We start from the raw sequence: 25916 nt of genomic DNA, 5'->3' as shown, positions 1-25916 counted from the left end.
TAGCGCGAAAAGTCTGGCAATATCATTAAAGAGTGATGATTTTTTTGTGATACCTGACGCATTTATCCCACTTCTTCAACCAGGATAGATAAAGTTTTTCAGGCTACAAAAAGTAATATGTTGTCCATCAAAGGTTAATTTGCATCGCGGTATGCAGTAAAAGCGTTTCATTAAGTGGGAGCCAGCAACATGTACAATGTAAAAAAGAGCATTAAGTTGGGGATTGCGCCTATCGGTTGGCGCAATGATGATATTCCTGAGATTGGTAAAGAAAATACATATAAACAAATACTTAGTGATGCCGCGCTTACCGGTTTTTCCGGGACAGAAGTTGGCGGTTGTTATCCGCAGGATCCTGCTGAGTTAAATAAAGAGTTAATGCTTCGCGGACTGGAAATACCAGGCCAGTGGTTTTCTTCCTTTATTATTCGCGATGGTATTGCATCTGCGATGAATGCTTTTGAACAGCATTGTGCTTATTTGCAGGCAATACATGCATATGTCGCCGTTGTTTCTGAACAAACTTATAGTATTCAAGGTATTATCGATAAGTGCGTTTATACAGAGAAGCCTAACTTCAGCGACAGCGAATGGCAGCTTTTATGCGAAGGACTTAATGCGCTTGGGAAGATTGCCAATGCGCACGGGCTGAAGCTCGCTTTCCATCATCATATGGGCACCGGTGTGCAGACTCTGCCAGAAGTGGATCGACTCATGGAGAATACCGATCCGCAATTTGTACATCTGCTGTTTGATACCGGGCATATATATGTTTCTGACGGCGATGTCATGCCGCTACTGAGTAAACATTTTGATCGTATTAAACACGTTCATTTTAAAGATGTGCGTAATGAAAAACTTAAAGCATGTCGCCTCGCGAAGAAATCCTTCCTCAATTCTTTCCTTGATGGTGTGTTTACCGTCCCCGGCGATGGAAATATTGATTTTAAATCCGTATTAGCTTATCTGGTCGGGCATCAATATTCTGGCTGGATTGTTGTTGAGGCCGAGCAGGATCCTAAGAAATATAACCCATTGGAATATGCGCAAAAAGGTAAAAAGCATATTGATGAGTTACTGAAAAATTATCTTTAATTGAAAAGGAAACAGAAAATGACTTTAAAAGCAGGTATTGTAGGTATCGGCATGATCGGCTCCGATCACTTAAGACGTCTGGCCAACACCGTGTCGGGTGTAGAGGTTGTTGCCGTATGTGATATCGTCGCGGGTAGGGCGCAGGCGGCGCTGGATAAGTATGCGATCGAAGCCAAAGATTATAATGACTATCACGATCTGATTAATGATAAAGACGTTGAAGTGGTCATCATTACCGCATCAAATGAGGCGCATGCCGATGTGGCCGTTGCCGCGCTAAATGCTAACAAATATGTTTTCTGCGAAAAACCGTTAGCGGTGACGGCTGCGGATTGTCAGCGTGTGATTGAAGCAGAGCAGAAAAATGGTAAGCGCATGGTGCAGATTGGTTTTATGCGCCGCTACGACAAAGGTTACGTTCAGCTGAAAAATATTATCGACAGCGGCGAAATCGGTCAGCCATTAATGGTTCATGGACGTCATTACAATGCCAGCACGGTGCCAGAATACAAAACGCCACAGGCTATTTATGAAACATTGATTCATGAAATTGACGTTATGCACTGGCTGCTTAACGAAGATTATAAAACCGTTAAGGTTTACTTCCCGCGTCAGTCCAGCCTGGTGACCACTCTGCGTGATCCGCAGCTGGTTGTAATGGAAACCACCTCCGGCATCAATATTGTGGTTGAAGTGTTTGTGAACTGCCAGTATGGCTACGACATTCACTGCGATGTTACCGGCGAGAAAGGAATGGCGGAGCTGCCAACCGTCGCCAGCGCCGCGGTACGGAAAGCGGCGAAGTATAGCACCGACATCCTGGTTGACTGGAAACAGCGCTTTATTGATGCCTACGACATTGAGTTCCAGGATTTCTTCGATCGTCTGAACGCAGGATTGCCGCCGGCAGGCCCAACGTCATGGGATGGTTATCTGGCTGCGGTTACCGCTGATGCCTGCGTGAAGTCTCAGGAAACAGGGAATACCGAGATTGTTGAATTACCCTCAAAACCTGATTTCTACAAATAAACCTTCCGCGTATTAAAACCTTCTGCCGGATAGCGATGCTTAAGCGTCCTGTCCGGCATATCACAATTTATTATCTTCTTTTATCCGGAACTTCCCTATGAAAGGCAGACTCATCTCTTCCGATCCGTATCGTCAGCAATTCCTTGTTGAGCGTGCGGTCTCTTTTTCGCATCGTCAGCGTGATTGCAGTGAATTAATCAGCGTCTTACCGCGCCACACGTTACAGCAGATTGACGGATTCGGCGGCAGCTTTACCGAAGGTGCGGGCGTGGTATTCAACAGCATGAGCGAAAAGACGAAGGCGCAATTTCTTTCCCTTTATTTTTCTGCTCAGGAACATAATTACACTCTGGCGCGGATGCCAATTCAGAGCTGTGATTTTTCCCTGGGCAATTACGCGTATGTCGATTCCAGCGCTGACCTGCAGCAGGGACGGCTCTCCTTTTCCCGCGATGAAGCGCATTTAATACCGCTGATTTCCGGGGCGTTGCGGTTAAATCCACACATGAAGCTGATGGCTTCGCCGTGGAGTCCGCCGGCGTTTATGAAAACTAATAACGATATGAACGGTGGCGGCAAGCTGCGGCGCGAATGCTACGCCGACTGGGCCGATATCATTATCAACTACCTGCTGGAATACCGCCGCCACGGCATTAATGTGCAGGCGCTCTCCGTGCAGAATGAGCCGGTGGCGGTAAAAACCTGGGACTCCTGTCTGTATAGCGTGGAAGAGGAGACAGCCTTTGCCGTGCAGTATCTGCGTCCGCGACTCGCCCGGCAGGGTATGGATGAGATGGAGATCTATATCTGGGATCACGATAAAGATGGCCTGGTAGACTGGGCTGAACTCGCCTTTGCTGACGAAGCTAATTATAAGGGAATTAACGGGCTGGCATTCCACTGGTATACCGGCGACCATTTTTCGCAAATACAGTATCTGGCCCAGTGCCTGCCGGATAAAAAACTCCTGTTTTCCGAAGGCTGTGTGCCAATGGAGAGCGATGCCGGTAGCCAGATTCGCCACTGGCATACCTATCTCCATGACATGATTGGTAATTTCAAATCGGGTTGTAGCGGGTTTATCGACTGGAATCTGCTGCTGAACAGTGAGGGCGGGCCGAATCATCAGGGTAATCTGTGTGAAGCGCCCATTCAATACGATGCGCAAAACGACGTGCTGCGGCGTAACCACTCCTGGTATGGTATTGGCCACTTCTGCCGCTATGTGCGTCCGGGGGCGAGGGTCATGCTTTCTTCAAGTTACGATAATCTTCTGGAAGAGGTGGGATTTGTGAATCCTGACGGCGAGCGTGTGCTGGTGGTGTATAACCGCGATGTACAGGAAAGGCGTTGCCGGGTGCTGGATGGCGATAAAGAGATCGCGTTAACGCTGCCGCCGTCAGGCGCCAGTACGTTGCTATGGCGGCAGGAGTCGATCTGAATGATGAAGCTGGGATTTAATGAAGCGACCTGTATGCGAAACTCCATGCTGGCACAGGATGTTGTGTTGGCGGAACGTTTTGGCTATGACTACATCGAAATCCGTCTGGATATGTTGCAGGAGTGGTTGCAGAAACATACGTTAAGCGAGCTGGCAGACATTTTTGCCGTCGGCCACCTTAAGCCCTGGGGCTACAATTCGCTGGAAGACATTACGTTTTGTGATAGCGAAAGCTGGGCGGAGAAACGGCGGCAGTTGGCTTTCGCCTGCCATGCTGGCTCAGTGGTGGGGGGGGATTGTCTGGTCGTGGTGCCCACCATTCGTCAGGGGGGAAATTTTCCGCCAGGGGAAACGGTGAAAGATTCAGTGAAGCGTCTGCGCGAGATGGCGGCAGTGGCGGAAGAAAGCCAGATGCGGCTGGCCTTTGAGCCGATCGGTTCCGCAGGATGCTGTGTGCGCAGTCTTGCCATGGCGATGGAGATCGTAGATGCGGTCGATCGCAGTAATGTCGGGCTGGTCGTCGATGCCTTTAACCTTTACCTGCACGATCAATGGCGGGATCTGACCACGCTTCGCCAGATCCCTGTGGAAAAGATCTTCGTTTACCATATTGATGACGCCGATAATCTGCCGCTGGCAACGCTGGAGCATTGCCATCGTCTGTTTCCTGGCAACGGCGTGATCCCACTGCATGAGATCACGCATGAGCTAGTGCAGAAGGGCTATGAGGGGATCTGTTCGCTGGAACTGTTTAACCCTGGCTACTGGCAGATGGCGGCCAGCGAAGTCTTTGCGATAGGGGCGGAAAAGACTCGCCCCTTCTTAACAGCTTAATGTTGCCGCAGCAGGAGATGGACAACCGCCGCGCCCAGCAGCGCGCAGGCCGCGGCCAGAAGAAAGACCTGCTGATAGCCGATAAACGGCGTCAGCAGGCCCGCTATTGGTCCGGTAAATCCGTAGGCCAGATCCTGAAACGCTGACCAGACGCCGAGGGCCGTACCACGAATCTCCGGTGGCACTCTGCGCACAACCTCTACGCCCAGCGATGGGAACATCAGCGAACAGCCGCAGCCGGTAATCGCCGCGCCAATCAGCGCAGCGCCTGCTGACGGAGCGGCCCACATTACCGCCAGTCCGGTCCCCTCTACCAGTAGTGAAAAGGTTGCGACCGTGGCGCCGCCGTAACGGTCGGGAAATTTGGCGCAGAAAAAGCGGACAGCGATAAACGCAATGCCAAACAGCGTCATCGCAAAACCGGTGTTATCCCAGTGACGCTCGTTGAACCAGAGGGCGGTAAACGCGCTTAGGGTGGCAAAACCAATGCCCTGGAGCACAAGCCCTGTTCCGGGCCGCCACACCAGGCCGACTACCCGTAGTACTGGCACGCGGGGACGGGCTGTTGGGATATTCCCCGGAATGCCATAGATGACTCCACTGGCGATGATCGGCAACAGCACGACGAGGAGCGCCGGAAGCGCCAGGCCGGCCCTGGCGTAAAGCGACAGCCCCAGCGGCGCGCCGATAGCCAGCGCACCGTAGGTCGCCATGCCGTTCCAGGAAATAACCTGACCCGCGTGGGTCGAGCCCGCCAGCCACATCCCCCAGGTTAAATTACCGGTCAAAATGAAACTTTCACCGATGCCCAGCAGCACACGACCAACAATCAGTATGGCCCATGCGAGCAGCGGAACCGGGTGAGCGATTAGACTGACCAGCATCAGCAGACCTGATGCGGCGCAGTAGAACTGACCGGTGATAACCGTCCGACGTCCGCCTGACGTGTCGGCTTTTCGACCCGCGGCGCCCCGGGTAAGCAAGGTGGCGATAAATTGGCTGCCTACCGCGATACCGATCAACAGATCGCTCAGATGCAACTGCTGCTGAACGTACAGCGGCAGCATGACTAACGGGATGCCAATAGTCAGATAGTTGAGAAACATCGCGGCGCTGATACGAAACAGCGTGATCGATGTGGAATGTTGTGTGAGAGCTGGCATGGAATCGTCCTTGAACACGCCCCTTGTCCGATGCAGACACGGGGCGTGATGAGGCAGGCATTAACGTGCCGGGCGGTATTCGCGCCAGTAGTCGATAAGCATGCGGTATTTTTGTTTCACCGTTGCGATGAGCTGTTCATCGTTAAGCTGGCCGCCTAACCACTGGCGTGACGGTTCGCCAAAGATGGTCCGGCCGACGGCGAAACCTTTCACCCAGGGCATATCCGCTGCTGCGGCGAATCCTGACTTCAACTCGCTTTCCGGTGCGTCCAGGCCAAGTATCAATATACCGCGACATTCAGGGTCATAATGCTCAATATGCTGGCTGATTTCTCGCCAACGATCTGGGCTTAACGGCGGCAGTTTCCACCAGTCCGGCAGGATCCCCAGTTGATAAAAACGTTCCACAATCTGAGGATAGTATTGCTCATTTTGGTCTGCCGCATCGCGCGGCAAGATGACTTCCAGCAGCAGATCGTGACCAGACTGGCAGCAGGCGCGGTAAACCTCGTCAATGAGCGCCTCTTGTTCAAGACGTACCGACTCTGCATCGAGTGGATGATAGAAGACCAGACATTTCACGACGTGCTCTTGCGGCCAGCTGACAAGCTGAGAGCCAATATCGCCATGTTCCAGCTTCAGCGGATACGAACCGGGCATCTCAACCGGTCGGCCAATCCACCATCCCTGGCCGGTCACGTCGTTAAGCGCCTGCTGACCAAAGGTGGTATCGGCAAGGATGCCGCTATTATTCTGTAAACCGGCCTCAAGCGCCGCCTGACGTGCCCCTTCCAGCAGTAGCATCTTCAGGGGGGGGATCGCGGATTCACTGGCGCCGACTTCATTTGCGATATCCACCAGTTGCTTGCGATGGTCAAAGGCGAATACGCACAGCTCCGGCCAGTGCTGTTTACGGGTTGTGACCCGATGAAGGTGATTCAGCCGCGGGTCTTTGTCTGGCCGGGTGATGGATTGTTCACGCGCGAGGTAGTCGTCCAGCTCTTTTTTGGTTGGCATGGCGGGGGCACAACCGTGGCGCGATACCACTAACGCGCCGCAGGCGTTTGCATAACGGCAGGCTTGCTCCCAGCTTTCATCGTTCAGGTATCCCCGCAGCAGTCCTGACATAAAGGCATCGCCCGCGCCCAGAACGTTCAGAACGTCTACGCGAACGCCGCTATGTATCTTCACCTGCGACCAGTCATCGGCGATGTTGCCTTCAAAGACTGAGCAGCCCAGCGCGCCGCGTTTGCACACCAGTACGGCCTGGGTCAACTGACGGACGCGCCGCAGGGCGGTCAGCGTGTCGGTACTGCCGCCGGCGATATGGAATTCTTCTTCGGTCCCAACGATCAGATCGAAATGGCGCAATACCTGCTGGAGCTGTTCGGTAACCTGTGATGAGGCGATGAAACGCGTTTCACCGTCTCCTAGCGACGTCAGGCCCCACAGTACGGGGCGGTAGTCGATATCCAGTGCCCGCCGCAGCCCGTGTTTTTGCGCATACTCCAGCGCTTTAAGAACGGCGGCGCGCGTATTGGGGTGAGAAAGATGGGTACCGGTGACGGCTAATGCGCGTGAAGAAGCGATGTAATCTTCGCGGATATCCTCAGGTGTTAGCGCCATGTCCGCGCAGTTATCGCGGTAGAAGATCAGAGGAAAGGTGTCCTGATCTTTAATGCCGAGGATCACCAGCGCGGTCAGACGATCGCGATCCGACAGCAGGCACTGCGTATCCACACCAACGCGGTTTAATTCTTCACGAACGAAACGTCCCATATGCTCATCGCCGACGCGGGCCAGCATAGCGGAACGTAATCCCTGAATGGCCGTGCCGTAGGCAACATTGCCTGACGATCCCCCTAAATATTTAGCGAAAGTCGTCATATCCTCCAGCCGCGACCCGATTTGTTGACCATACAAATCAACGGCGACTCGTCCCAGACAGATAACGTCCAGCGGCTTTTGCTCACTACTGACTGCTTTATTCATTGACATATCCCCTAACAGAAGACGGTGTTATTTTTGCCCATACTAAGGTTTGGTGATTTCATTTTCAATAAAAATGGAAATAATGTTTTCATTTATTGTTTGAACAAGATCACAGAAATGGCATTTCCGGGCAACGGATATAATCATTTTTTGTTGTGTTTTTTGTTTTAATTGATTGATTATTAATGTGTTATTGCTTTTAAAAGCACATGGAAGATAAATTTCATTTTCATGGAAAATACGTCTAAATGTCGAAATTTTTTAACCGTTTTTTGATCTCCTTCCCATAAATGAAATATAAATTCCATATAATTGTGAGGACGGAAATTTTGATCCTATGATAAGTCTCTGTGTTTTTGGGGCTGAAGCGATGCATAAGCAGGCAACGACAGCCGAACGGTTGATAAAAGCAGGTGGGGTACATGAAAACAATCAGGTTGACCATGGCGCAGGCTTTGGTGCGCTTTCTTGATAATCAGTACATCGACGTAGACGGCAGCGAAATCAAATTTGTAAAAGGGATTTTCGCCATTTTTGGCCACGGGAACGTCGTCGGATTGGGGCAAGCGCTGGAAGAGGACTGTGGCCAACTTAGCGTTCATCAAGGGCGTAACGAACAGGGAATGGCGCATATCGCGACGGGATTTGCCCGCCAGATGCGTCGCCATCAGATTTATGCCTGCACCTCCTCAGTGGGGCCAGGGGCCGCCAATATGATCACCGCAGCGGCGACCGCGACGGCTAACCGTATTCCACTGCTTTTGCTGCCGGGCGATGTGTACGCATCGCGTCAACCCGACCCGGTTTTGCAACAGGTTGAACAAGAACACGATCTGACGCTGAGCACCAATGACGCTTTCCGTGCAGTTAGCCGCTACTGGGATCGCATTACGCGTCCGGAACAGCTAATGAGCGCCTGTATCAGCGCGATGCGGGTGTTAACCGATCCGGCGGATACGGGGGCCGTGACGCTTTGCCTGCCACAGGATGTGCAGGGTGAAGCCTGGGATTATCCGGATTATTTTTTCGCTCGCCGGGTCTATCGTCTTGAGCGTCACGCGCCGACGGAGCCGATGCTGAACGAGGCGGTTGCGCTGATTCGCCGCCACCAGCGGCCGCTGATCGTTTGCGGTGGGGGCGTGAAGTATTCGCAGGCTGAAGAGGCGCTGCTGAGATTTGCCGAACGCTGTCATCTGCCGATTGCTGAAACCCAGGCTGGCAAGGGAGCGCTCAGTTCTGCACACCCGTTGAACGTCGGCGGGATTGGCGAAACCGGTTCACTGGCGGCGAATCTGCTGGCGCAGGAAGCCGATCTGATTATCGGTGTGGGGACGCGCTATACCGATTTCACCACCTCCTCAAAGTGGATCTTCCAGAATCCCGACGTGCGCTACTTAAATATCAACGTTAGCCGCTTTGATGTCTTCAAGCTGGATGGCGTACAGATGCAGGGTGACGCTCGCGTCGCCCTGACGCAGCTTAGCGAACGGCTGGCCCAGGAGCATTATGCTTCGCAATGGGGTGAGACTATTCACCGCGTCCGCTCGCAATATATGGCGGAAGTTGAGCGCGTCTATGCTGTGGAATATAGCGGAGAGGGCTTCAAACCTGAAATTGAGGATCATATGGATACTCAAAAGGTGTTTGAAGAGTTTAATGAGATTACGCGATCGTGGCTGACCCAGACGCGCGTGTTGGGCGTGCTTAACCGGATGTTGCCGGAAAACGCGCTGGTGGTGGCGGCGGCGGGCAGCCTGCCGGGCGACCTCCAGCGTGTCTGGCAAAGCCGCGGCGAGAATGATTACCACGTCGAGTACGGCTACTCCTGTATGGGCTACGAAGTCAATGCCGCATTGGGGGCCAAGCTGGCGCAGCCGGAACGCGAGGTGTACAGCTTCGTGGGCGACGGTTCGTTCATGATGCTGCACTCTGAGTTGGTCACTTCCGTCCAGATGGGGAAAAAGATTACCGTCATTTTGCTCGATAACATGACCAACGGCTGTATCAATAATCTGCAAATGGAACACGGTATGGACAGTTACTTCACCGAGTTTCGTTTCCATCAGCAGGAGAGCGGTCGTCAGGAAGGCGGGTTTATCCCGGTCGATTTCGCTCGCATCGCTGAAGGATATGGCTGTAAAAGCTATCGCGTCACCACCATTGAACAACTGCATGAAGCGTTGGAAGATGCTCGTAAACAGACCGTGAGCACGCTGATAGACATAAAAGTGCTTCCCAAAACGATGGTGCATAAGTACCTGAGCTGGTGGCGCGTTGGTGGGGCGCAGGTATCCCGTAGCGAACGTATCCAGGCGGTAGCGCGTATGCTTGAAGAACATATCGGACAGGCCCGGCAGTACTGATTAATTTGCCGTCGCTCAGGTTGCAGAAGTGTGGTTATTGTTCTGCAACCTGAACGATACAGCGTCAACGCATTGTTTGCTTTTCAGAACGGCAAAATAAAACGATCCGTTTTTCGCAGAATTACGGATGCTTTTCTTTTGCGGTTTTAAATTTACTATTCATGAGATTAAGAGGTACGAATGAAAAAGCTTCGATGTGGTGTTATTGGCCTCGGTCGGGTAGGTAAAATGCATGTTGAGAATATGTATTTACTGCCTCAATTAGATATTATCTGCGCCGCCGATTATTTTATTGAGGAGATGAGCGATTGGCTTTATTCGGTAAATATAACTTCAGGGTATAAAAATTATCAGGAACTTTTACAGCGTGATGATATAGAGGCAGTTTTTATTTTCACCTCAACGGATATGCACGAAGAGATCGTCACGGCGGCAGCGCAGGCGGGGAAGCACATTTTTTGTGAAAAACCGCTCAGCATGAATGAAGATGAGCAGGCCTCAATGGCGGTGCTGAGAAAAGTGAAAGAGAAGGGGGTGACGCTGCAGGTTGCCTTTAATCGCCGTTTTGATCCTCAGTTTCACGAGGTCTTTGAGCTGGTGCGCAGCGGCAAGATTGGTCGGCCCCAGATGATAAAAATCACCTCCCGCGATCCGGACCTGCTACCCCATGATCTGATCAAACGTATTGGCGGCCTGATTTTTGACTTCACCATGCATGACTTTGATATGGCTCGTTTTATGATGCAGGATGAAGTCAGCGAAGTCTATGTTAAGGGCAATACGCTGATTGATCCCAGCCTGAAAAATATTGATGATGTTGATACGCTTGCGGTGATGCTGACTTTCAGAAACGGCGGCTACGCGCTCATTGATAACAGCCGTCGGGCGGTATATGGCTATGACCAACGGGTGGAGGTTTTTGGCTCAGAAGGGATGGCGTATGCGGATAACGTTAGTGAATCGACGGTGAAAGTTTTCAACAGCCAGCACTGCATAATGAAAAATCCCCTTCCTGATTTCACGGTTCGTTATCGCGAAGCTTACCGAACGGAAATATTACACTTTATTGATTCAGTCCTGCATCATACGCCGGTTGTCTGTACCGGCGAAGACGCATTATTGGCCCAGCGTATCGCTATTGCAGCGCAGCAATCATTAAAAAGCGGGCTGCCAGTGAAAATAACAAGCGATATTTATCTTTAACTGCATCTGTTAATAATGAATAAACTCTCGCACTGAAAAGTGTGAGAGCTTTTCTATACCGAGGGTAATAAAATGAAAGAAATGCAGGCAACGCTGCCCCAGACATTTTATATAAAACCAGGTAAGTTTATCTGGAGCTACCTGGGAACATTTTTATTTATGTTGGGCGGCTGTATCGAGAACAGCTGGTTATCTGCCTGGTTAAATACGCAGGGATTTGATCAGGCGCATATCGGGCAGATTTTTGCCGGATATGGGATTGTGGTCGCGATCACCTCCTGGCTATCCGGCGTCTGTGTGGACGTTTTTGGTCCTAAAAAGGTGATGGTTACCGGTTTTATCGTCTATCTTCTGGCTTCCGTCGCGTTTCTGAACTTTGCGCTACCCAGCCATGATTTTGGCGCCATTCTCGTGACCTATATGCTGCGTGGCGTGGGGTATCCGCTGGTCTGTTACTCCTTCCTGGTACGCCTGACCATCCAGTTGGATAATCACCAGCAAGGGATCGGCACCTCGCTATTTTGGGTGGTCTATAACCTTGGTTTTACTATCATTGGGCCGGTGGTGGCGGCGTCGTTAATTCCTGCGTTGGGGCATATCAACGTGATGTGGGCCGGGATGGGCGTTGCGCTGCTGGGGGTTCTCTTCATGCTGGTGCTGGAACGCAATGAATTCATTCTGAAACCGCGAACGACGCCGGTCTTCAAAGAGTTATCTGCGGGTATCTCCATTATGTATGAACGGCCACGGATCGGTCTGGCGGTGATTGTCAAAACTATTAACGGTCTTGGCACCTATGGTTTTGTTGTCGTATTACCTCTGTTTCTGCTGGATAAGCACTTTACGCTTGAGGAATGGGCGAGTATTTGGGGGATTACCTTTATCTCTAACCAGGTCTTCAACATTATCTTTGGCTGGATGGGCGATAAAATTGGTTTTCGCCGAACCATCCAGATTTTTGGCAGCATCCTGACCGGTGTCGCTACGCTGATTGTTTACTGGGTGCCGATGATATGGGGGCATAACTATGTCGCCTTTATGCTGGCGATGTGTTTGTGGGGAGCCGGGCTGGCTGGCTTTGTGCCAATGACGCCGCTGGTGCCGATGATGGCGCCGGATAAGAAGGGGGCGGCGAACTCGGCCGTGAACTTTGGCTCCGGCCTGGGGAATTTCGTTGGGCCAGCGCTGGTCTCTGTTCTGGCAGGGTTCGGCACCGGCGTGGTGATGTATACTATGGCGGGGCTCTATTTATTCAGCGGCATTCTGGTGCAGTTTCTTAAAGTACCTGGCGAGAAATAGCTTCAAATATTCTTCAAAAATCCCTTATAGCCTGTGATGTTCATCACTAAATTAAACCGGTTTTTATCAAGATTGATAAAGCCGGTTTTTTCACCCTACGTTAAATTGTACTAACGGATTACGGTTATTTACCCACTCATATACGTTCAGGGAGAAAATAATGAATATCGAAAAAACACGGTTTTGTATTAACCGGAAAATTGCACCGGGTCTAAGCATAGAAGCATTCTTTCGACTGGTTAAACGTCTTGATTTTAATAAAGTGGAATTGCGTAATGATATGCCAAGCGGCAGCGTTACTGATGACTTGAATTATAATCAGGTGCGTAACCTGGCAGAAAAGTATGGACTTGAAATTGTCACAATTAATGCGGTCTATCCCTTCAACCAACTGACCGAGGAGGTCGTAAAAAAAACGGAAGGATTATTACGAGACGCGCAGGGAGTCGGCGCGCGGGCATTAGTTCTTTGTCCGCTGAATGATGGAACGATTGTGCCGCCGGAGGTTACGGTTGAGGCAATAAAACGACTGAGCGATCTCTTTGCCCGGTATGATATTCAGGGGCTGGTTGAACCTTTGGGATTCCGCGTAAGTTCGCTGCGTTCTGCCGTCTGGGCTCAGCAACTGATCCGGGAAGCAGGTTCCCCCTTTAAGGTTTTGCTGGATACCTTCCATCATCATCTGTACGAAGAGGCCGAAAAGGAGTTTGCGTCGCGCATTGATATTTCTGCTATCGGGTTGGTGCATTTGTCCGGTGTGGAAGACACCCGACCAACGGAAGCATTGGCTGATGAGCAGCGTATTATGCTGAGTGAAAAGGATGTAATGCAGAATTACCAGCAGGTGCAGCGTCTGGAAAATATGGGATATCGCGGTATTTACGCTTTTGAACCTTTTTCTTCCCAGTTGGCTTCCTGGAGTGAGGCGGAAATAGAGGAACAAATTAATCGCAGTGTGTCATTGCTGTTGCAATGATACAGCTAATTTCCAGGTGACCGTTTTCAGTTTCCGCAGCGTGGTATTTACAATGAAAATTGCTTTTGATGTCGATGTTATTAAACATTTACCCATTACCCAAATGGTACGGCAGGTTTCCGAGTGGGGGTATAAATATATTGAGCAGTCGCCGCACCCGCGTATTAATCCGTTTTATAAACACCCTAAAGCTGGTCGCGATACCATGCAGGAATATAAACGCGCCTTGCAGAACTACGGTGTGGAAATCTCGTCATTTATTGTGGTTTATCGTTGGTCCGGCCCCGATGAAGAGCGTCGGCGCGCCGCGATAACCAACTGGAAGCGGATGATTGAGATTGCCGTTGATATGGGCGTACAGGTGATTAATACCGAGCTTTCCGGGACGCCGGATGAGCCGGAGATTTGTGAAGAGATGTGGTATCGCTCCATGGAGGAACTGCTGCCGATCGTGGAACGAGAGGGAATTCGAATCGAAATTCAGTCTCACCCCTGGGATTTCTGCGAACTGAACGATGAGACGGTCGACATGGTGCAGTCTTTGCGTAGTGATAACGTGACCTATCTGTACAGCGCACCGCATGGCTTCTTTTACGATAAAGGGCAGGGCGACGTTGCAAGGATGCTGAACTATGCCGGGGCCGATCTTTCGCATGTTCTGCTGGCCGATACGCACAACCACACGCTTCCCTGCCGCTATATCATGAACCCGCCTGGCGTGAATGCGACGATTCATCAGCACATCGGGCTGGGAGAAGGTGAGGTCGATTTTGACGCGCTATTCCAGGCGCTGCGTGAAATGGATTTTGCAAACCGCACGTTTAAGGTGGGCGGTGAGGCAATTATCACCACGTCGCTGTTTGGTTATCCTGAAAAAATGAGTGTTCAGGCGGTGGAAACGCGCGAGCGGATCGAGCGGGAGCTACTCGGACGTTAAAAAAGGGTGGATTTGCCTGTACCGCGCCACAGGCTGGCGCGGTCATTTGTGGCAATTACCCTTCGTTTTCCGCCAGCTCGCGCAGATACTGGAAAATCTGACGCGCTGATTTCGGCGGTTTGTTGCCTTCTTTCTCTTTCTTCGCATTGCGGATCAATGAACGAAGCTGTTGACGATCGGCGTGCGGCCACAGGGTCAGTACTTCGGCTACCGCGTCATCGCCTTCGACGATCAGACGATCGCGCAGATGCTCAAGCTTGTGAAACAGCACCACCTGCTGATTATGGCGGTTCTTCAGCTTGTCCAGCGCCTGGCGAATAGGTTCAACGTCGCGTTGGCGCAGCATTTTTCCGATAAGCTGCAACTGGCGGCGGCGTCCTTCCATTTTGATACGCTGGGCCAGTTCAATGGCGTCGCGCAGATCGGCGTCCAGCGGGATCTTATCCAGCGCGTTTTTCCCCAGATCCACCAGTTCCGCGCCCAGGCGTTTTAATTCCTCGGCATCGCGTTTAATTTCACTTTTACTGACCCAGATAATTTCATCGTCTTCGTCTTCGATGTCATCACCGGGAACGTCGTCGAGCCAGTCTTCGGGCTGCTTTGTCATGTCAGGCTCCTTAAAAAAAGAGGCTAATGTTACCAGTTAAGATGCGCACTGAAAAACGGTTCTCTGTTAGACTTCAGAGAAACTCTCTCTACATTATGGCATTTGCAATGAAAGTAATCTCACAAGTTGAAGCGCAGCGTAAGATTCTGGAAGAAGCAGTTTCGACAGCGCTGGAGTTAGCCTCAGGCAAATCGGATGGGGCGGAAGTCGCCGTCAGCAAGACTACCGGCATTAGCGTCAGCACCCGTTATGGTGAAGTAGAGAATGTCGAATTTAATAGCGACGGCGCGCTGGGCATTACGGTGTATCACCAGAACCGCAAAGGCAGCGCCTCTTCGACGGATTTAAGCCCGCAGGCGATTGCCCGTACCGTGCAGGCCGCGCTGGATATCGCGCGTTACACGTCGCCGGACCCGTGCGCAGGCGTGGCGGACAAAGAACTGCTGGCGTTTGACGCGCCGGATCTGGACTTGTTCCACCCGGCAGAGGTTACGCCAGACGAAGCCATTGAACTGGCCGCGCGTGCGGAACAGGCTTCTCTAAAGGCGGATAAACGCATCACCAATACCGAAGGCGGGAGCTTTAACAGCCATTACGGCATTAAAGTGTTCGGCAACAGCCACGGCATGTTGCAGGGATATTGCTCTACGCGCCATTCGCTCTCAAGCTGCGTCATCGCCGAAGAGAACGGCGATATGGAGCGTGATTACGCTTACACCATCGGTCGGGCAATGGCGGATCTGCAAGCGCCGGAATGGGTCGGGGCCGAGTGCGCGCGTCGTACCTTATCCCGCCTGTCGCCGCGTAAGCTTTCCACCATGAAAGCGCCGGTCATTTTCGCCAATGAAGTGGCGACAGGGCTATTTGGTCATCTGGTCGGGGCGATTGCCGGCGGCGCGGTATACCGTAAATCCACTTTTCTGCTCGACTCGCTGGGCAAACAAATTCTGCCGGAATGGTTAACCATCGAAGAACACCCGCATCTGCTAAAAGGGCTGGCGTCTTCACCGTTCGACAGCGAAGGCGTGCGTACAGAGCGCCGGGACATTGTGAAGGATGGCGTACTGACGCAATGGTTGCTGACCAACTATTCCGCCCGCAAACTGGGGCTGAAAAGTACCGGTCATGCCGGCGGCATTCATAACTGGCGTATCGCCGGGCAGGGGCTGAACTTTGAGCAGTTGCTAAAAGAGATGGGCACCGGCCTGGTGGTGACGGAACTGATGGGCCAGGGCGTCAGCGGTATTACCGGCGACTACTCCCGCGGCGCTGCGGGATTCTGGGTTGAAAATGGTGAAATCCAGTACCCGGTAAGTGAAATTACCATTGCCGGTAATTTAAAAGAGATGTGGCGTAATATTGTCACCGTGGGTGATGATATTGAAACGCACAGTAATATACAGTGCGGTTCGGTATTGTTACCGGAGATGAAAATCGCCGGACAATAATACCCGTCATACTTCAGGCTGCAGGCGCGTTGGCTGCCTGCAACCCGAATTATTCAGGGTATTACACTTATCGTTAATAATAAAAAAGGAAGTGAGCAATGCGTAAAAGCCTGTTAGCTATTCTTGCTGTGTCATCGCTGGTATTCGGTTCGGCTGTTTTTGCTGCCGATCTTGAAGATAATATGGATATTCTCAATGATAACCTGAAAGTTGTTGAGAAAACGGATAGTGCCCCTGAACTGAAAGCGGCATTAACCAAAATGCGCGCGGCCGCGCTGGATGCTCAAAAAGCTACGCCGCCAAAGCTGGAAGATAAAGCGCCGGATAGCCCGGAAATGAAGGATTTTCGTCACGGTTTTGACATTCTGGTCGGCCAAATTGATGGCGCGCTGAAGCTGGCGAACGAAGGTAACGTTAAAGAAGCGAAAGCGGCGGCGGAAGCGCTAAAAACCACCCGCAATACGTATCATAAGAAGTATCGTTAATTTTTGTGGGATGGCGGCTTCGCTTTATCCGCAGGTCGCCATCCGGCAAACTGTAATACCCATCACACTTTCTCACTTTATACGACAACGTTATTGTTTCGCCATTTCCTCTTTATGCTGCGATAGATCTCACACTTTCCCGGCGATAATTCATTAATGCCGCCTTTTCTGTGGCGCAGATCACCTATCCCACTCGCATTTCCACTTCGAGGTGGAAAATAACTCGCTACAAACTTTTAACCCTTGCCGCTAGTTTTATCTCATTGCCATTAACGGGGTGAGACGCGTGGATAACGGAGCAGTAAAACACGATGCCGGTGAGCGAATTAACGAACTGGCTGAACAGGTGTTAACGCAGGTGGATGGCCTGCTGGGGCGGCATCACATTGTCCCCAATGCGGTACAGACGCAAATGCTGACCTCGCACGTTCGCGCGATGGCGCACCGGTCAATTACCGGCGAGCCTTTACCGGAAGTCGATGCCAGCTTGTTTGATGAAATCTCAGCCGAATCAATGGCGCTCGCCCGCGAGATCGTGGCGGCGTTTGGCAACCTTCCTGACGAAGAAGCCTGGCTATTATCGGTACATTTTGAAGTCGCGAAAGACAACCTCTAAGGAGCAAAAAATGGAACAGATTACCGTCGTGATTGGCGATCGCCTGGGTAAAGGCCAGAAAGTGGCGGCAGGCGTGGAAAAAGCGGGCGGTCGCGCGGTCGTCGTACCGGGCGTCGCGGCAGACATGAAGCTGGGCGATGTGATGAAAGCGGAAAACGCCACCTTCGGCATTTCATTTTGCGGCAGCGGCGGCGCGGGCGCTATCACCGCGCAAAACAAGCATGGCTACAAAGCCAAATATGGAATGCGGTCAGTGGATGAAGGCGTCACCGCTATCAATGAAGGCTGCAACGTGTTGGGTTTCGGCTTTATGGATAAAGAAGAGCTCGGCGAGCGCCTGGTGCAGGCGTGGCAAAAGAAATACGGCGCCTGATGATGAAAGAGCAATTCACCACCACGGTGAGAGTAAAAGGCAAGGGCGACGCCAAAGCACGCGCCTTTGCCGATGCGCTGAACCATGTTCAGTCGGCGGTGATGAGAGAGTCGCCGTATATCTTACTGCGTATTGAGCCACAGGATGTGCGGATTGTTCAGGCGCATGAGTCGGTGCGTAAAGAGGCCTTTCTGTTTTTCTTTTTGCGCCGGGAACGACGCACTTACAGCGTGGAGCTGGATGTGACCGTCAACGTGACCGCCATCAATCTCGATAGGGTGGATTTCGTCGCGAAACGCTGATTTTTATTAAAAAGGCATAGTTATGTTCCTGATAATACTAATTAAATCGCTCATTATCGGTGCGCTGGTCGGCGTAGGGGTGGGCGCTGGGGCTGCACGCATGTTTCACGCGCCAACCACGCAGGGGATGGGCGCGTTCCGTACGTTGGGCGAACTCAACTCTTGTGAAGGCGACCCGGCATCTCACTTCTCCTTTGGGCTGGGTTTCTTCTTTAACGCCTGGGCCTCGTCTGTGGCGGCCGGATCGTTCACCCAGGATGTCGATCACCGCATCATCCCTAACTGGGGCGCGGCGGCGCTCATGATCAAAAACCGTAACGTTGGCGAGACGCTGCACGACCCGAAAAAAATGGCGATCGCCTGCGCCGTCATCGGCATGATCGTCGTGACGTTCCTTAACCTGACCGCCTCATCCGTGCCAGAAGCGCTACAGGTGACGGCGGTTAAGGTGCTGGTACCGGCGGCAAACCTGCTGGTCAACATCGTCATGCCTGTGATCTTCTGGTTAGCGGCGATCGACGCTGGTAAAAAATCGGGCTTCTGGGCCACCGTTTTCGGCGGCGCGGCGCAGCTCATCATGGGGAACGCCGTACCGGGGTTGGTACTGGGTATTTTGATCGGTAAAGGCGTAGAAGAGAGCGGCTGGAACCATGTCACCAAAGTGATGATGGTCGCCATCGTTTTGCTGTTTGTGTTGAGCGGCTTCTTCCGCGGCTTCGACATGAAAATGATCGAGTCTTTCAACATGACGGTACCGAACTGGCTTGAACTGATCCACAACTCGCTCAGCGGCAAATAACGGAGGCCACAATGGAAGAGAATAAAGGTTTTTGGTATGCCGACTGGTCGTTCCCGATCTTTGTTGGCCTGCTCTCCTCCGGCGTTTTCGCCGGGACGCATATGTACTATCTGTACGGTATCGGCGCATTTAACGAAGTCGCTTTTGTGGCGATGTTGAAAGCGGGGATGGATACCGGCGTCTACGGCGCGGTCGCCGCTTTCGGCGCCAGCTTTTTATTTGCCCGCATTATCGAAGGTTCGCTGGTCGGAATTCTGGATATCGGTGGGGCAATTCAGACCGGCGTGGGCTTAGGGGTTCCGGCGTTACTGCTGGGAGCCGGCTTTGTCTTCCCGGTGGCGAACTTTATCGCTTCGCTGATAACCGGTCTGGTGATTGGCCTGGCGATTGGCTACATCATTATTCTGGCGCGTAAGTTCACCATCAATCAGAGCGACTCCACGTACGGGGCGGACGTCATGATGGGGGCCGGTAACACTTCAGGTCGTTTTCTGGGGCCGTTGATTATCCTCAGCGCCATGACGGCATCGATTCCCATTGGTCTGGGCTCTCTGGTGGGCGCGCTGCTGTTTTATATCTGGCAGAAGCCGATTACCGGCGGCGCGATTTTAGGCGCGATGATCCTCGGTTCCATCTTCCCGATTGCGATTAGCTAACTGTTGATTTGTAGGCCGGATAAGGCGGTTGCGCCGCCATCCGGCAAAGGAGAGAACGATGTTTGATTTACTCCTGCGCCATGCGCGTCTGGTCGATGACACGCTGACTAATATTGCCCTGCAAGATGGCAAAATCGCGGCGTTGGGTGACGTTGATGGCCCGGCGGTGAAAACCATTGACCTGCGCGGCGAGTGTTACGTTAGTGCGGGTTGGATTGATTCGCACGTTCACTGCTACCCGACATCGCCGATTTACCACGACGAACCGGACAGCGTGGGTATTGCCACTGGCGTTACCACAGTGGTGGATGCCGGCAGCACTGGCGCAGATGATATTGATGATTTCTATGCTCTGACCCGTCAGGCGACCACCGAGGTTTATGCGCTGCTGAATGTTTCACGCGTTGGGCTTATTGCCCAAAATGAGCTGGCTAACATGGCCAATATTGACGCCGATGCGGTCCGGCAGGCGGTAAAACGCCACCCGGATTTTATCGTCGGCCTCAAGGCGCGGATGAGCAGCAGCGTGGTAGGCGTTAACGGCATCACGCCGCTGGAACGCGCTAAAGCCATGCAGCAAGAAAACGGCAACCTGCCGCTGATGGTGCATATTGGCAATAACCCGCCGGATCTGGACGAAATAGCGGAGCGTCTGACGGCGGGCGATATCATTACCCACTGTTACAACGGTAAGCCGAACCGTATTCTGACGCCGGAAGGCGAGCTGCGCGCCTCGGTGACACGAGCGCTGGCGCGCGGCGTGCGTCTGGACGTCGGGCATGGTACCGCCAGCCTGAGCTTTGCGGTGGCGAAACGCGCCATTAGCCTGGGGATTTTACCGCATACCATCAGTTCCGATATCTACTGCCGTAACCGCATTAATGGCCCGGTGCATTCGCTGGCTAATGTGATGTCGAAATTCCTCGCCATCGGCATGTCGCTGCCGCAGGTCATTGCGTGCGTGACGGCCAATGCCGCCGATAACCTGAATCTGAAAACCAAAGGGCGTCTTCAGCCGGGTCTGGATGCCGACCTGACCCTCTTTACGCTTAAACGCCAGCCCACCGTGTTGGTAGACGCGGAACACGACAGCTTACAGGCTGAAGAATTGCTGACGCCGCTTGCCGCGATACGCGCAGGCAAGGGCTATATGACCGAACAAGGGAGCGCGGAACATGCCTTCGATTTTTGAGAAGTATCAATTAAAACAGGTGATTAACGCCTCCGGACGTATGACGGCGCTCGGCGTCTCTACGCCGCGCCCGGAAGTGATAGACGCGGCGATGGCCGGAATGAATCAGTATTTCGAGATGAAAGATCTGGTGAATAAAACCGGTGAGTACATTGCGAAATTGCTGGAGGTGGAAGGGGCGACGGTAGTCTCCTGCGCCAGTGCGGGCCTTGCCCAGTCGGTTGCCGCGGTCCTGGTTCAGGACAGCGACTGGCTGCTGGAAAACCTGCACGTTACACCGATTGAAAATAACGAAATCGTCCTGCCAAAGGGCCACAACGTCAACTTTGGCGCGCCGGTGGGAACGATGGTGGCGCTGGGCGGCGGCAAACTGGTGGAAGCCGGTTACGCCAACGAATGTTCCGCCGCGCAGTTGGCGGCGGCCATTACGCCGTGCACGGCGGCTATTCTCTATATCAAATCTCACCACTGCGTGCAGAAAAGTATGCTCAGCGTGGAGCAGGCTGCGGTGGTGGCGCGCACGCATAATCTCCCGCTGATTGTAGACGCGGCGGCGGAAGAAGATTTGCAGTGCTACTACCGCGTGGGCGCAGATCTCGTTATCTATAGCGGCGCGAAAGCGATTGAAGGGCCGACCAGCGGGCTGGTGATTGGCAAAACGCAGTATGTTGAGTGGGTAAAACGTCAGTCAGCGGGCATTGGCCGGGCGATGAAGGTCGGCAAAGAGGGAATTGTTGGCCTGACCTGCGCCATTGAATTGTACCTGCGGGCGCAAAAAGAGAGCGGCGCGGAGATGGTAGAAAAAATGGCGCCCTTTATCGACACGTTGAACACGTTTAACGGCGTCAGCGCCCGTGCGGTGTGGGACAGCGCCGGACGCGACATCGCGCGCACGGAAATTAAGTTTGATGAAGCCGTTGTCGGCATCGCCACTGGCGACTTGGTCGACGCGCTGAAGCAAGGGGAATACGCGATTTACTTTCGCGGATACAAAGCCAACGAAGGGATTATTGAAGCGGATGTCCGCAGCGTCGATCGCGCGCAGTTAGCGATTGTGGCGCGTCGTATTGGCGAGGTGATTAATCAGGAGAAACAAGCATGAAACTGACCCCTAACTTTTACCGCGATCGCGTTTGCCTGAACGTGCTGGCCGGTTCGAAAGATAACGCCCGGGAAATCTACGCGGCGGCGGAAGGTCATGTGCTGGTTGGCGTGCTCTCCAAAAACTATCCGGATGTGGCAAGCGCAGTCGCGGATATGCGTGAATATGCGGCGCTTATCGACAATGCGCTCTCCGTCGGACTGGGGGCAGGCGATCCTAACCAGTCGGCGATGGTGAGCGAAATCTCGCGTCAGGTACAGCCGCAGCATGTCAACCAGGTGTTTACCGGCGTAGGGGCCAGCCGGGCGCTGCTGGGGCAAAACGAGACGGTGGTGAACGGTCTTGTCTCGCCGACCGGCACGCCGGGGCTGGTGAAAATTTCCACCGGCCCGCTAAGCAGCCGCGCGCCGGACGGCATCGTATCCATAGAAACGGCGATTGCGCTACTCAAAGACATGGGCGGCAGCTCCGTTAAATACTTTCCGATGGGAGGGCTCACCTGTCGCGACGAGTATAAAGCGGTAGCTGAGGCCTGCGCCCGCCATGATTTCTGGCTGGAACCGACGGGCGGTATCGATCTGGAAAACTTCGCCGAGATTCTGCACATCGCCCTTGATGCAGGTGTAAGCAAAATCATTCCTCACATTTATAGTTCGATTATTGATAAGGTGAGCGGCAACACCCGTGCGGACGATGTGCGTCAGTTACTCGCTATCGTCCGGTCGCGTGTCGGCTAATCATGAGGAGAGAGACGTGCGATTCCCCAACCAACGTTTAGCGCAGCTATTTGCGATGCTGCAAAACGAGACGCTGCCGCAGGACGAACTGGCGCAGCGGTTGTCGGTCTCCACGCGTACCGTTCGGGCGGATATCGCCGCGCTGAACATGTTGCTGACGCCGCATGGCGCGCAATTTACTCTCAGCCGCGGCAACGGGTATCAGCTCAAAATTGATGATCCGGCACGTTATCAATCCCTGCAAACGCAGCAATCTCCCACGCTGGCGCGCGGTCCGCGCACCAGCCAGGAGCGGATACACTATTTGCTGGCGCGTTTTTTAACCTCCGCCTTCTCGCTGAAGCTGGAGGATTTAGCAGATGAATGGTTTGTCAGCCGTGCGACGTTGCAGAACGATATGGCGGACGTGCGAGAGCATTTGCTGCGTTATCATCTGACGCTGGAAACGCGTCCGCGTCATGGCATGAAATTGTTTGGCGGAGAGATGGCGATTCGCGCCTGTCTGACCGACCTTTTATGGACGCTGGCGCAGCAGGAGCCCTCCCATCCGTTAATTGTTAGTACCACGCTGAACACCGAGGTGTCTCAACGGCTGCAGTCTCTTTTGCCGGATATTTTCTCTCATTGTCAAATCCGCCTGACCGATGAGAGCGAGCTGTTTCTGCGTTTGTACTGCGCGGTGGCGGTACGGCGTATTCGCGAGGGGTATCCGTTATCGGAGTGCGTGGCAGAGGAGGTCGATGAAAAAGTGCGCCATGCGGCGCATGAGATTGCGGAGCTACTACAACAGCTGGCCGACAAGCCGCTGTCGGAGCCGGAAGTAAGCTGGCTGAAGGTGCATATTGCCGCCCGCCAGGTACAGGAAATTGCCCCCAGCGCCATTAATGCCGATGATGAAGAGGCGCTGGTGCGCTATATCCTCAATTTTATTAATACCCAGTACAACTATAACCTGTTGAATGATAAACAGCTTCACGCGGACTTGCTGACCCACATCAAAACGATGATCACCCGCGTGCGCTACCAGATCATGATCCCCAACCCACTACTGGAAAATATTAAGCAGCACTATCCGATGGCGTGGGATATGACGTTGGCGGCGATATCGAGTTGGGGAAAATACACGCCGTATACCATTAGCGAAAACGAAATCGGTTTTCTGGTGCTGCATATTGGCGTTGGGCTGGAACGTAGTTACAACATTGGCTACCAGCGGCAGCCGCAGGTACTGTTGGTGTGCGATGCTGGTAATGCGATGGTGCGGATGATTGAAGCGGTACTGGCGCGGAAATACCCGCAGATTGAGATTGCCCGCACGCTGACGCTACGCGACTATGAGGCGCGGGACAGTATTGTGGAGGATTTTGTGATTTCCACGGCGCGGATCGGTGAAAAAGATAAACCGGTCATCATGATCGCGCCCTTTCCTACCGACTATCAATTGGAGCAGATCGGTAAGCTGGTGCTGGTGGACAGAACCCGTCCGTGGATGCTGGATAAATATTTCGATGCCTCGCATTTTCGCATCGTGGAAGGGGAAATAGATCAACAGACGCTGTTTAAAACGCTGTGCGATCAGTTGCATGAGGAAGGCTTTGTTGATGCGGCGTTTCTCGATTCGGTTATTGAACGTGAAGCTATTGTCAGTACGTTATTAGGCGACGGGATTGCCTTGCCACACGCGCTGGGGCTGCTGGCGAAGAAAACGGTGGTTTATACGGTGCTCGCGCCGCAGGGGATTGCCTGGGGTGACGAAACGGCGCACGTTATTTTTTTACTCGCCATCAGCAAAAGTGAATATGAAGAGGCGATGGCCATCTACGATATTTTCGTCACTTTCCTGCGCGAACGCGCCATGACGCGCCTCTGCGCATGTCAGAATTTTACGCAATTTAAAACGGTCGCGATGGAGTGCGTGAGTCGTTTTTGACACTTTCCCGTCACATCATTGTTAAGAAGATTTATGTACTTGTCGGTATGCCAGCACGGGTTATTTTACCCAATCTTCGTACTGCAAACCCGGTACCCGCTCAAACTCCCTCACGTTATTAGTGACCAGTATCGCCCCGGACGCAATGGCATGGCCGGCGATAGCAGCATCGTTTGATCCAATCGGCGTACCGGCGGCGGCCAGTACGGCACGGATCTCTGTGGTGGCATCCACTGCCGCCCGGTCCCAGGCCAGCACGGCATCCAGGCGACTACAGAATGCATCGACCAGTTGGGCATGGCGCGGCGAGGCCTTTTTGCCCGTACAGCCAAAACGCATTTCGGCGTAGGTAATCGCCGACACCACAATACGATGGCGGCGCAGCACTGCCTGCTCAAGGCGTTTCAGCACAGCTTCCGGCTGTTCGCGCATAATGAAAGAACAGATGCAGGTATCCAGCATGTAGGTTTTACTCATAGTTCAAAGCGTCCCTCATCGCTGATGATGTCTTCGCGTTCCGTCAGAAAGTCTGGGCTGGCTTTTTCCTCATGACGGAATGATCCCCAGGAAGGGCGGGCGGGGCGCAGTATAATCGTGTCGCCTTCGCGGAAGATTTCAAGTTCGTTGACGCCGTCAAAATCCAGATCGCGTGGAAGGCGGATCGCGCGGTTATTGCCATTTTTAAATACAGATACGGTTCGCATGGTCGTCTCCTGCCCTTGTGGGCGTGATGTTATAGGCCAGTGTCGGAGTTAATTATATGCCTGTGCGTGACATATGTATAGGCATATGCATATACCTGTAAGCAGGAGGCGAAAGAAGGGCGTAAAAGTTGCGGACGAGTAACGGTTATTGACCCAATATCCCCGCATCAACGCAAATGATGCACTACCTGGTTGCTGCTACCGCGCCAGATAAGCGCCGGGTCTTTCAGATCCTGCACAAATTTGCCATCGACCAGCACGTTGATGAGATCGACCACCTGCATCTGTGCGGCGTTAAGTTCATCGAGCTTGTAGCCGGTCCACACCCAGATATCTTTCCCCGGGCACTCCGCGTGGATACGTTGTACCAGTGTCAGGATATCCGGTACGTTTTGCGGATGCAGCGGATCGCCGCCCGACAGCGAGATCCCCTGACGGTGAATGCGCGTGTCGTTCAGATCGGCAATGATCTTATCTTCCATCTCTTTGGTAAACGGCTGGCCGGAGTTCAGCCGCCAGGTGCTTTTGTTATAGCAGCCAGGGCATTCATGCACGCACCCTGACACAAACAGGGTGCAGCGGGTGCCGGGGCCGTTAACGATGTCTACGGGGTAGTATTGGTGAAAGTTCATG

General features: G+C 52.9%; 26 protein-coding genes. 20 read left to right on the top strand and 6 right to left on the bottom strand.

Going from position 1 to position 25916, the window contains the following annotated elements; all coding sequences use genetic code 11:
- Positions 1-174: 174 nt before the first annotated feature.
- The 4 genes from iolE (at position 175) to iolI1 (ending at position 4399) form a co-directional block, all read left to right on the top strand.
- Positions 175-1095 (top strand): myo-inosose-2 dehydratase, encoded by a 921-nt coding sequence (iolE, locus tag K8W53_RS20575; RefSeq protein ID WP_012601329.1) that lies wholly within the window; start codon positions 175-177, stop codon positions 1093-1095.
- Between the two features lie 18 nt (positions 1096-1113).
- A complete protein-coding gene (iolG1, locus tag K8W53_RS20570; protein WP_000172704.1) occupies positions 1114-2124 on the top strand; it encodes an inositol 2-dehydrogenase IolG1 in 1011 nt (336 codons plus the stop codon).
- A gap of 97 nt (positions 2125-2221) precedes the next feature.
- The gene (gene srfJ / locus K8W53_RS20565) at positions 2222-3565 is read left to right on the top strand and encodes a lysosomal glucosyl ceramidase-like type III secretion effector SrfJ (RefSeq protein WP_000678388.1); all 1344 of its coding nucleotides are present in this window, start codon (positions 2222-2224) and stop codon (positions 3563-3565) included.
- A complete protein-coding gene (gene iolI1 / locus K8W53_RS20560; protein ID WP_023224154.1) occupies positions 3566-4399 on the top strand; it encodes a 2-keto-myo-inositol isomerase IolI1 in 834 nt (277 codons plus the stop codon).
- On the opposite strand, the gene K8W53_RS20555 is transcribed toward iolI1, so the two are convergent.
- Positions 4396-5562 carry an MFS transporter gene (locus K8W53_RS20555; RefSeq protein WP_001111174.1) on the bottom strand — a complete coding sequence of 389 codons (1167 nt, stop codon included), beginning with the start codon at positions 5560-5562 and terminating at the stop codon, positions 4396-4398. The genes iolI1 and K8W53_RS20555 overlap by 4 nt on opposite strands.
- Positions 5563-5622: 60 nt before the next feature.
- Positions 5623-7560, bottom strand: a complete 1938-nt coding sequence (locus tag K8W53_RS20550) for a bifunctional 5-dehydro-2-deoxygluconokinase/5-dehydro-2-deoxyphosphogluconate aldolase (protein WP_014343940.1) — start codon at positions 7558-7560, stop codon at positions 5623-5625.
- Between the two features lie 416 nt (positions 7561-7976).
- Between K8W53_RS20550 and iolD the strand changes: the two genes are divergently transcribed.
- The 5 genes from iolD (at position 7977) to iolH (ending at position 14332) form a co-directional block, all read left to right on the top strand.
- Positions 7977-9917 (top strand): 3D-(3,5/4)-trihydroxycyclohexane-1,2-dione acylhydrolase (decyclizing), encoded by a 1941-nt coding sequence (gene iolD / locus K8W53_RS20545; RefSeq protein ID WP_000849477.1) that lies wholly within the window; start codon positions 7977-7979, stop codon positions 9915-9917.
- 180 nt (positions 9918-10097) lie between these two features.
- Positions 10098-11120 carry a D-chiro-inositol-2-dehydrogenase IolG2 gene (gene iolG2, locus K8W53_RS20540; protein WP_000736098.1) on the top strand — a complete coding sequence of 341 codons (1023 nt, stop codon included), beginning with the start codon at positions 10098-10100 and terminating at the stop codon, positions 11118-11120.
- Between the two features lie 72 nt (positions 11121-11192).
- Complete coding sequence (locus K8W53_RS20535; protein ID WP_000661780.1) at positions 11193-12419, top strand: MFS transporter; 1227 nt, start codon at positions 11193-11195, stop codon at positions 12417-12419.
- Between the two features lie 160 nt (positions 12420-12579).
- Entirely contained in the window at positions 12580-13395 is an 816-nt protein-coding gene (iolI2, locus tag K8W53_RS20530; protein ID WP_001019382.1) for a 2-keto-myo-inositol isomerase IolI2, read from the top strand.
- 52 nt (positions 13396-13447) lie between these two features.
- Positions 13448-14332 (top strand): sugar phosphate isomerase/epimerase IolH, encoded by an 885-nt coding sequence (gene iolH, locus K8W53_RS20525; RefSeq protein ID WP_023224153.1) that lies wholly within the window; start codon positions 13448-13450, stop codon positions 14330-14332.
- Positions 14333-14387: 55 nt separating this feature from the next.
- Here the strand turns inward: iolH and yjgA are convergent, their stop codons facing one another.
- Positions 14388-14939, bottom strand: a complete 552-nt coding sequence (gene yjgA / locus K8W53_RS20520) for a ribosome biogenesis factor YjgA (protein ID WP_000166287.1) — start codon at positions 14937-14939, stop codon at positions 14388-14390.
- Positions 14940-15034: 95 nt separating this feature from the next.
- Between yjgA and pmbA the strand changes: the two genes are divergently transcribed.
- The 11 genes from pmbA (at position 15035) to K8W53_RS20465 (ending at position 24579) form a co-directional block, all read left to right on the top strand.
- Positions 15035-16387 carry a metalloprotease PmbA gene (gene pmbA / locus K8W53_RS20515; RefSeq protein WP_052939502.1) on the top strand — a complete coding sequence of 451 codons (1353 nt, stop codon included), beginning with the start codon at positions 15035-15037 and terminating at the stop codon, positions 16385-16387.
- A gap of 98 nt (positions 16388-16485) precedes the next feature.
- Positions 16486-16872: a cytochrome b562 gene (gene cybC, locus K8W53_RS20510; RefSeq protein WP_001232231.1), complete on the top strand. Its 387-nt coding sequence runs from the start codon at positions 16486-16488 to the stop codon at positions 16870-16872.
- Positions 16873-17149: 277 nt separating this feature from the next.
- Positions 17150-17488, top strand: coding sequence for a glycine dehydrogenase (locus tag K8W53_RS20505; protein ID WP_001255103.1), 339 nt, complete (start codon positions 17150-17152; stop codon positions 17486-17488).
- 10 nt (positions 17489-17498) lie between these two features.
- Positions 17499-17861 (top strand): SFCGS family glycine-rich protein, encoded by a 363-nt coding sequence (locus K8W53_RS20500; RefSeq protein ID WP_000435389.1) that lies wholly within the window; start codon positions 17499-17501, stop codon positions 17859-17861.
- Complete coding sequence (locus K8W53_RS20495) at positions 17861-18163, top strand: DUF4312 family protein (RefSeq protein WP_000975187.1); 303 nt, start codon at positions 17861-17863, stop codon at positions 18161-18163. The genes K8W53_RS20500 and K8W53_RS20495 overlap by 1 nt, the downstream gene beginning before the upstream one ends.
- Positions 18164-18185: 22 nt before the next feature.
- Positions 18186-18962, top strand: coding sequence for a DUF4311 domain-containing protein (locus K8W53_RS20490; protein ID WP_000478578.1), 777 nt, complete (start codon positions 18186-18188; stop codon positions 18960-18962).
- Between the two features lie 11 nt (positions 18963-18973).
- Positions 18974-19618: a DUF4310 family protein gene (locus K8W53_RS20485; protein WP_000392127.1), complete on the top strand. Its 645-nt coding sequence runs from the start codon at positions 18974-18976 to the stop codon at positions 19616-19618.
- A 58-nt stretch (positions 19619-19676) separates the two neighbouring features.
- Positions 19677-20810: an amidohydrolase/deacetylase family metallohydrolase gene (locus K8W53_RS20480; RefSeq protein WP_023224151.1), complete on the top strand. Its 1134-nt coding sequence runs from the start codon at positions 19677-19679 to the stop codon at positions 20808-20810.
- Entirely contained in the window at positions 20794-21912 is a 1119-nt protein-coding gene (locus K8W53_RS20475; RefSeq protein WP_023224150.1) for a DgaE family pyridoxal phosphate-dependent ammonia lyase, read from the top strand. Before K8W53_RS20480 ends, K8W53_RS20475 begins: the two co-directional genes overlap by 17 nt.
- Positions 21909-22649, top strand: a complete 741-nt coding sequence (gene dagF, locus K8W53_RS20470) for a 2-dehydro-3-deoxy-phosphogluconate aldolase (protein ID WP_000779255.1) — start codon at positions 21909-21911, stop codon at positions 22647-22649. Before K8W53_RS20475 ends, dagF begins: the two co-directional genes overlap by 4 nt.
- Positions 22650-22665: 16 nt before the next feature.
- Positions 22666-24579, top strand: coding sequence for a BglG family transcription antiterminator (locus K8W53_RS20465; RefSeq protein WP_001212148.1), 1914 nt, complete (start codon positions 22666-22668; stop codon positions 24577-24579).
- Positions 24580-24639: 60 nt separating this feature from the next.
- On the opposite strand, the gene K8W53_RS20460 is transcribed toward K8W53_RS20465, so the two are convergent.
- From K8W53_RS20460 to nrdG, 3 genes are all read right to left on the bottom strand, one after another.
- Positions 24640-25056, bottom strand: coding sequence for a type II toxin-antitoxin system VapC family toxin (locus K8W53_RS20460; RefSeq protein ID WP_000048134.1), 417 nt, complete (start codon positions 25054-25056; stop codon positions 24640-24642).
- Positions 25053-25283 carry a type II toxin-antitoxin system VapB family antitoxin gene (gene vapB / locus K8W53_RS20455; RefSeq protein WP_001261294.1) on the bottom strand — a complete coding sequence of 77 codons (231 nt, stop codon included), beginning with the start codon at positions 25281-25283 and terminating at the stop codon, positions 25053-25055. The genes K8W53_RS20460 and vapB overlap by 4 nt, the downstream gene beginning before the upstream one ends.
- Before the next feature lie 167 nt (positions 25284-25450).
- Positions 25451-25915 (bottom strand): anaerobic ribonucleoside-triphosphate reductase-activating protein, encoded by a 465-nt coding sequence (gene nrdG, locus K8W53_RS20450; RefSeq protein ID WP_001009178.1) that lies wholly within the window; start codon positions 25913-25915, stop codon positions 25451-25453.
- Position 25916: the final 1 nt, after the last annotated feature.

The organism is Salmonella sp. A29-2 (assembly GCF_020150755.1).
Lineage (GTDB): Bacteria > Pseudomonadota > Gammaproteobacteria > Enterobacterales > Enterobacteriaceae > Salmonella > Salmonella enterica.
Note: the sequence above shows the minus strand (reverse complement) of the source record. Positions and strands in the feature narration are given on the sequence as shown.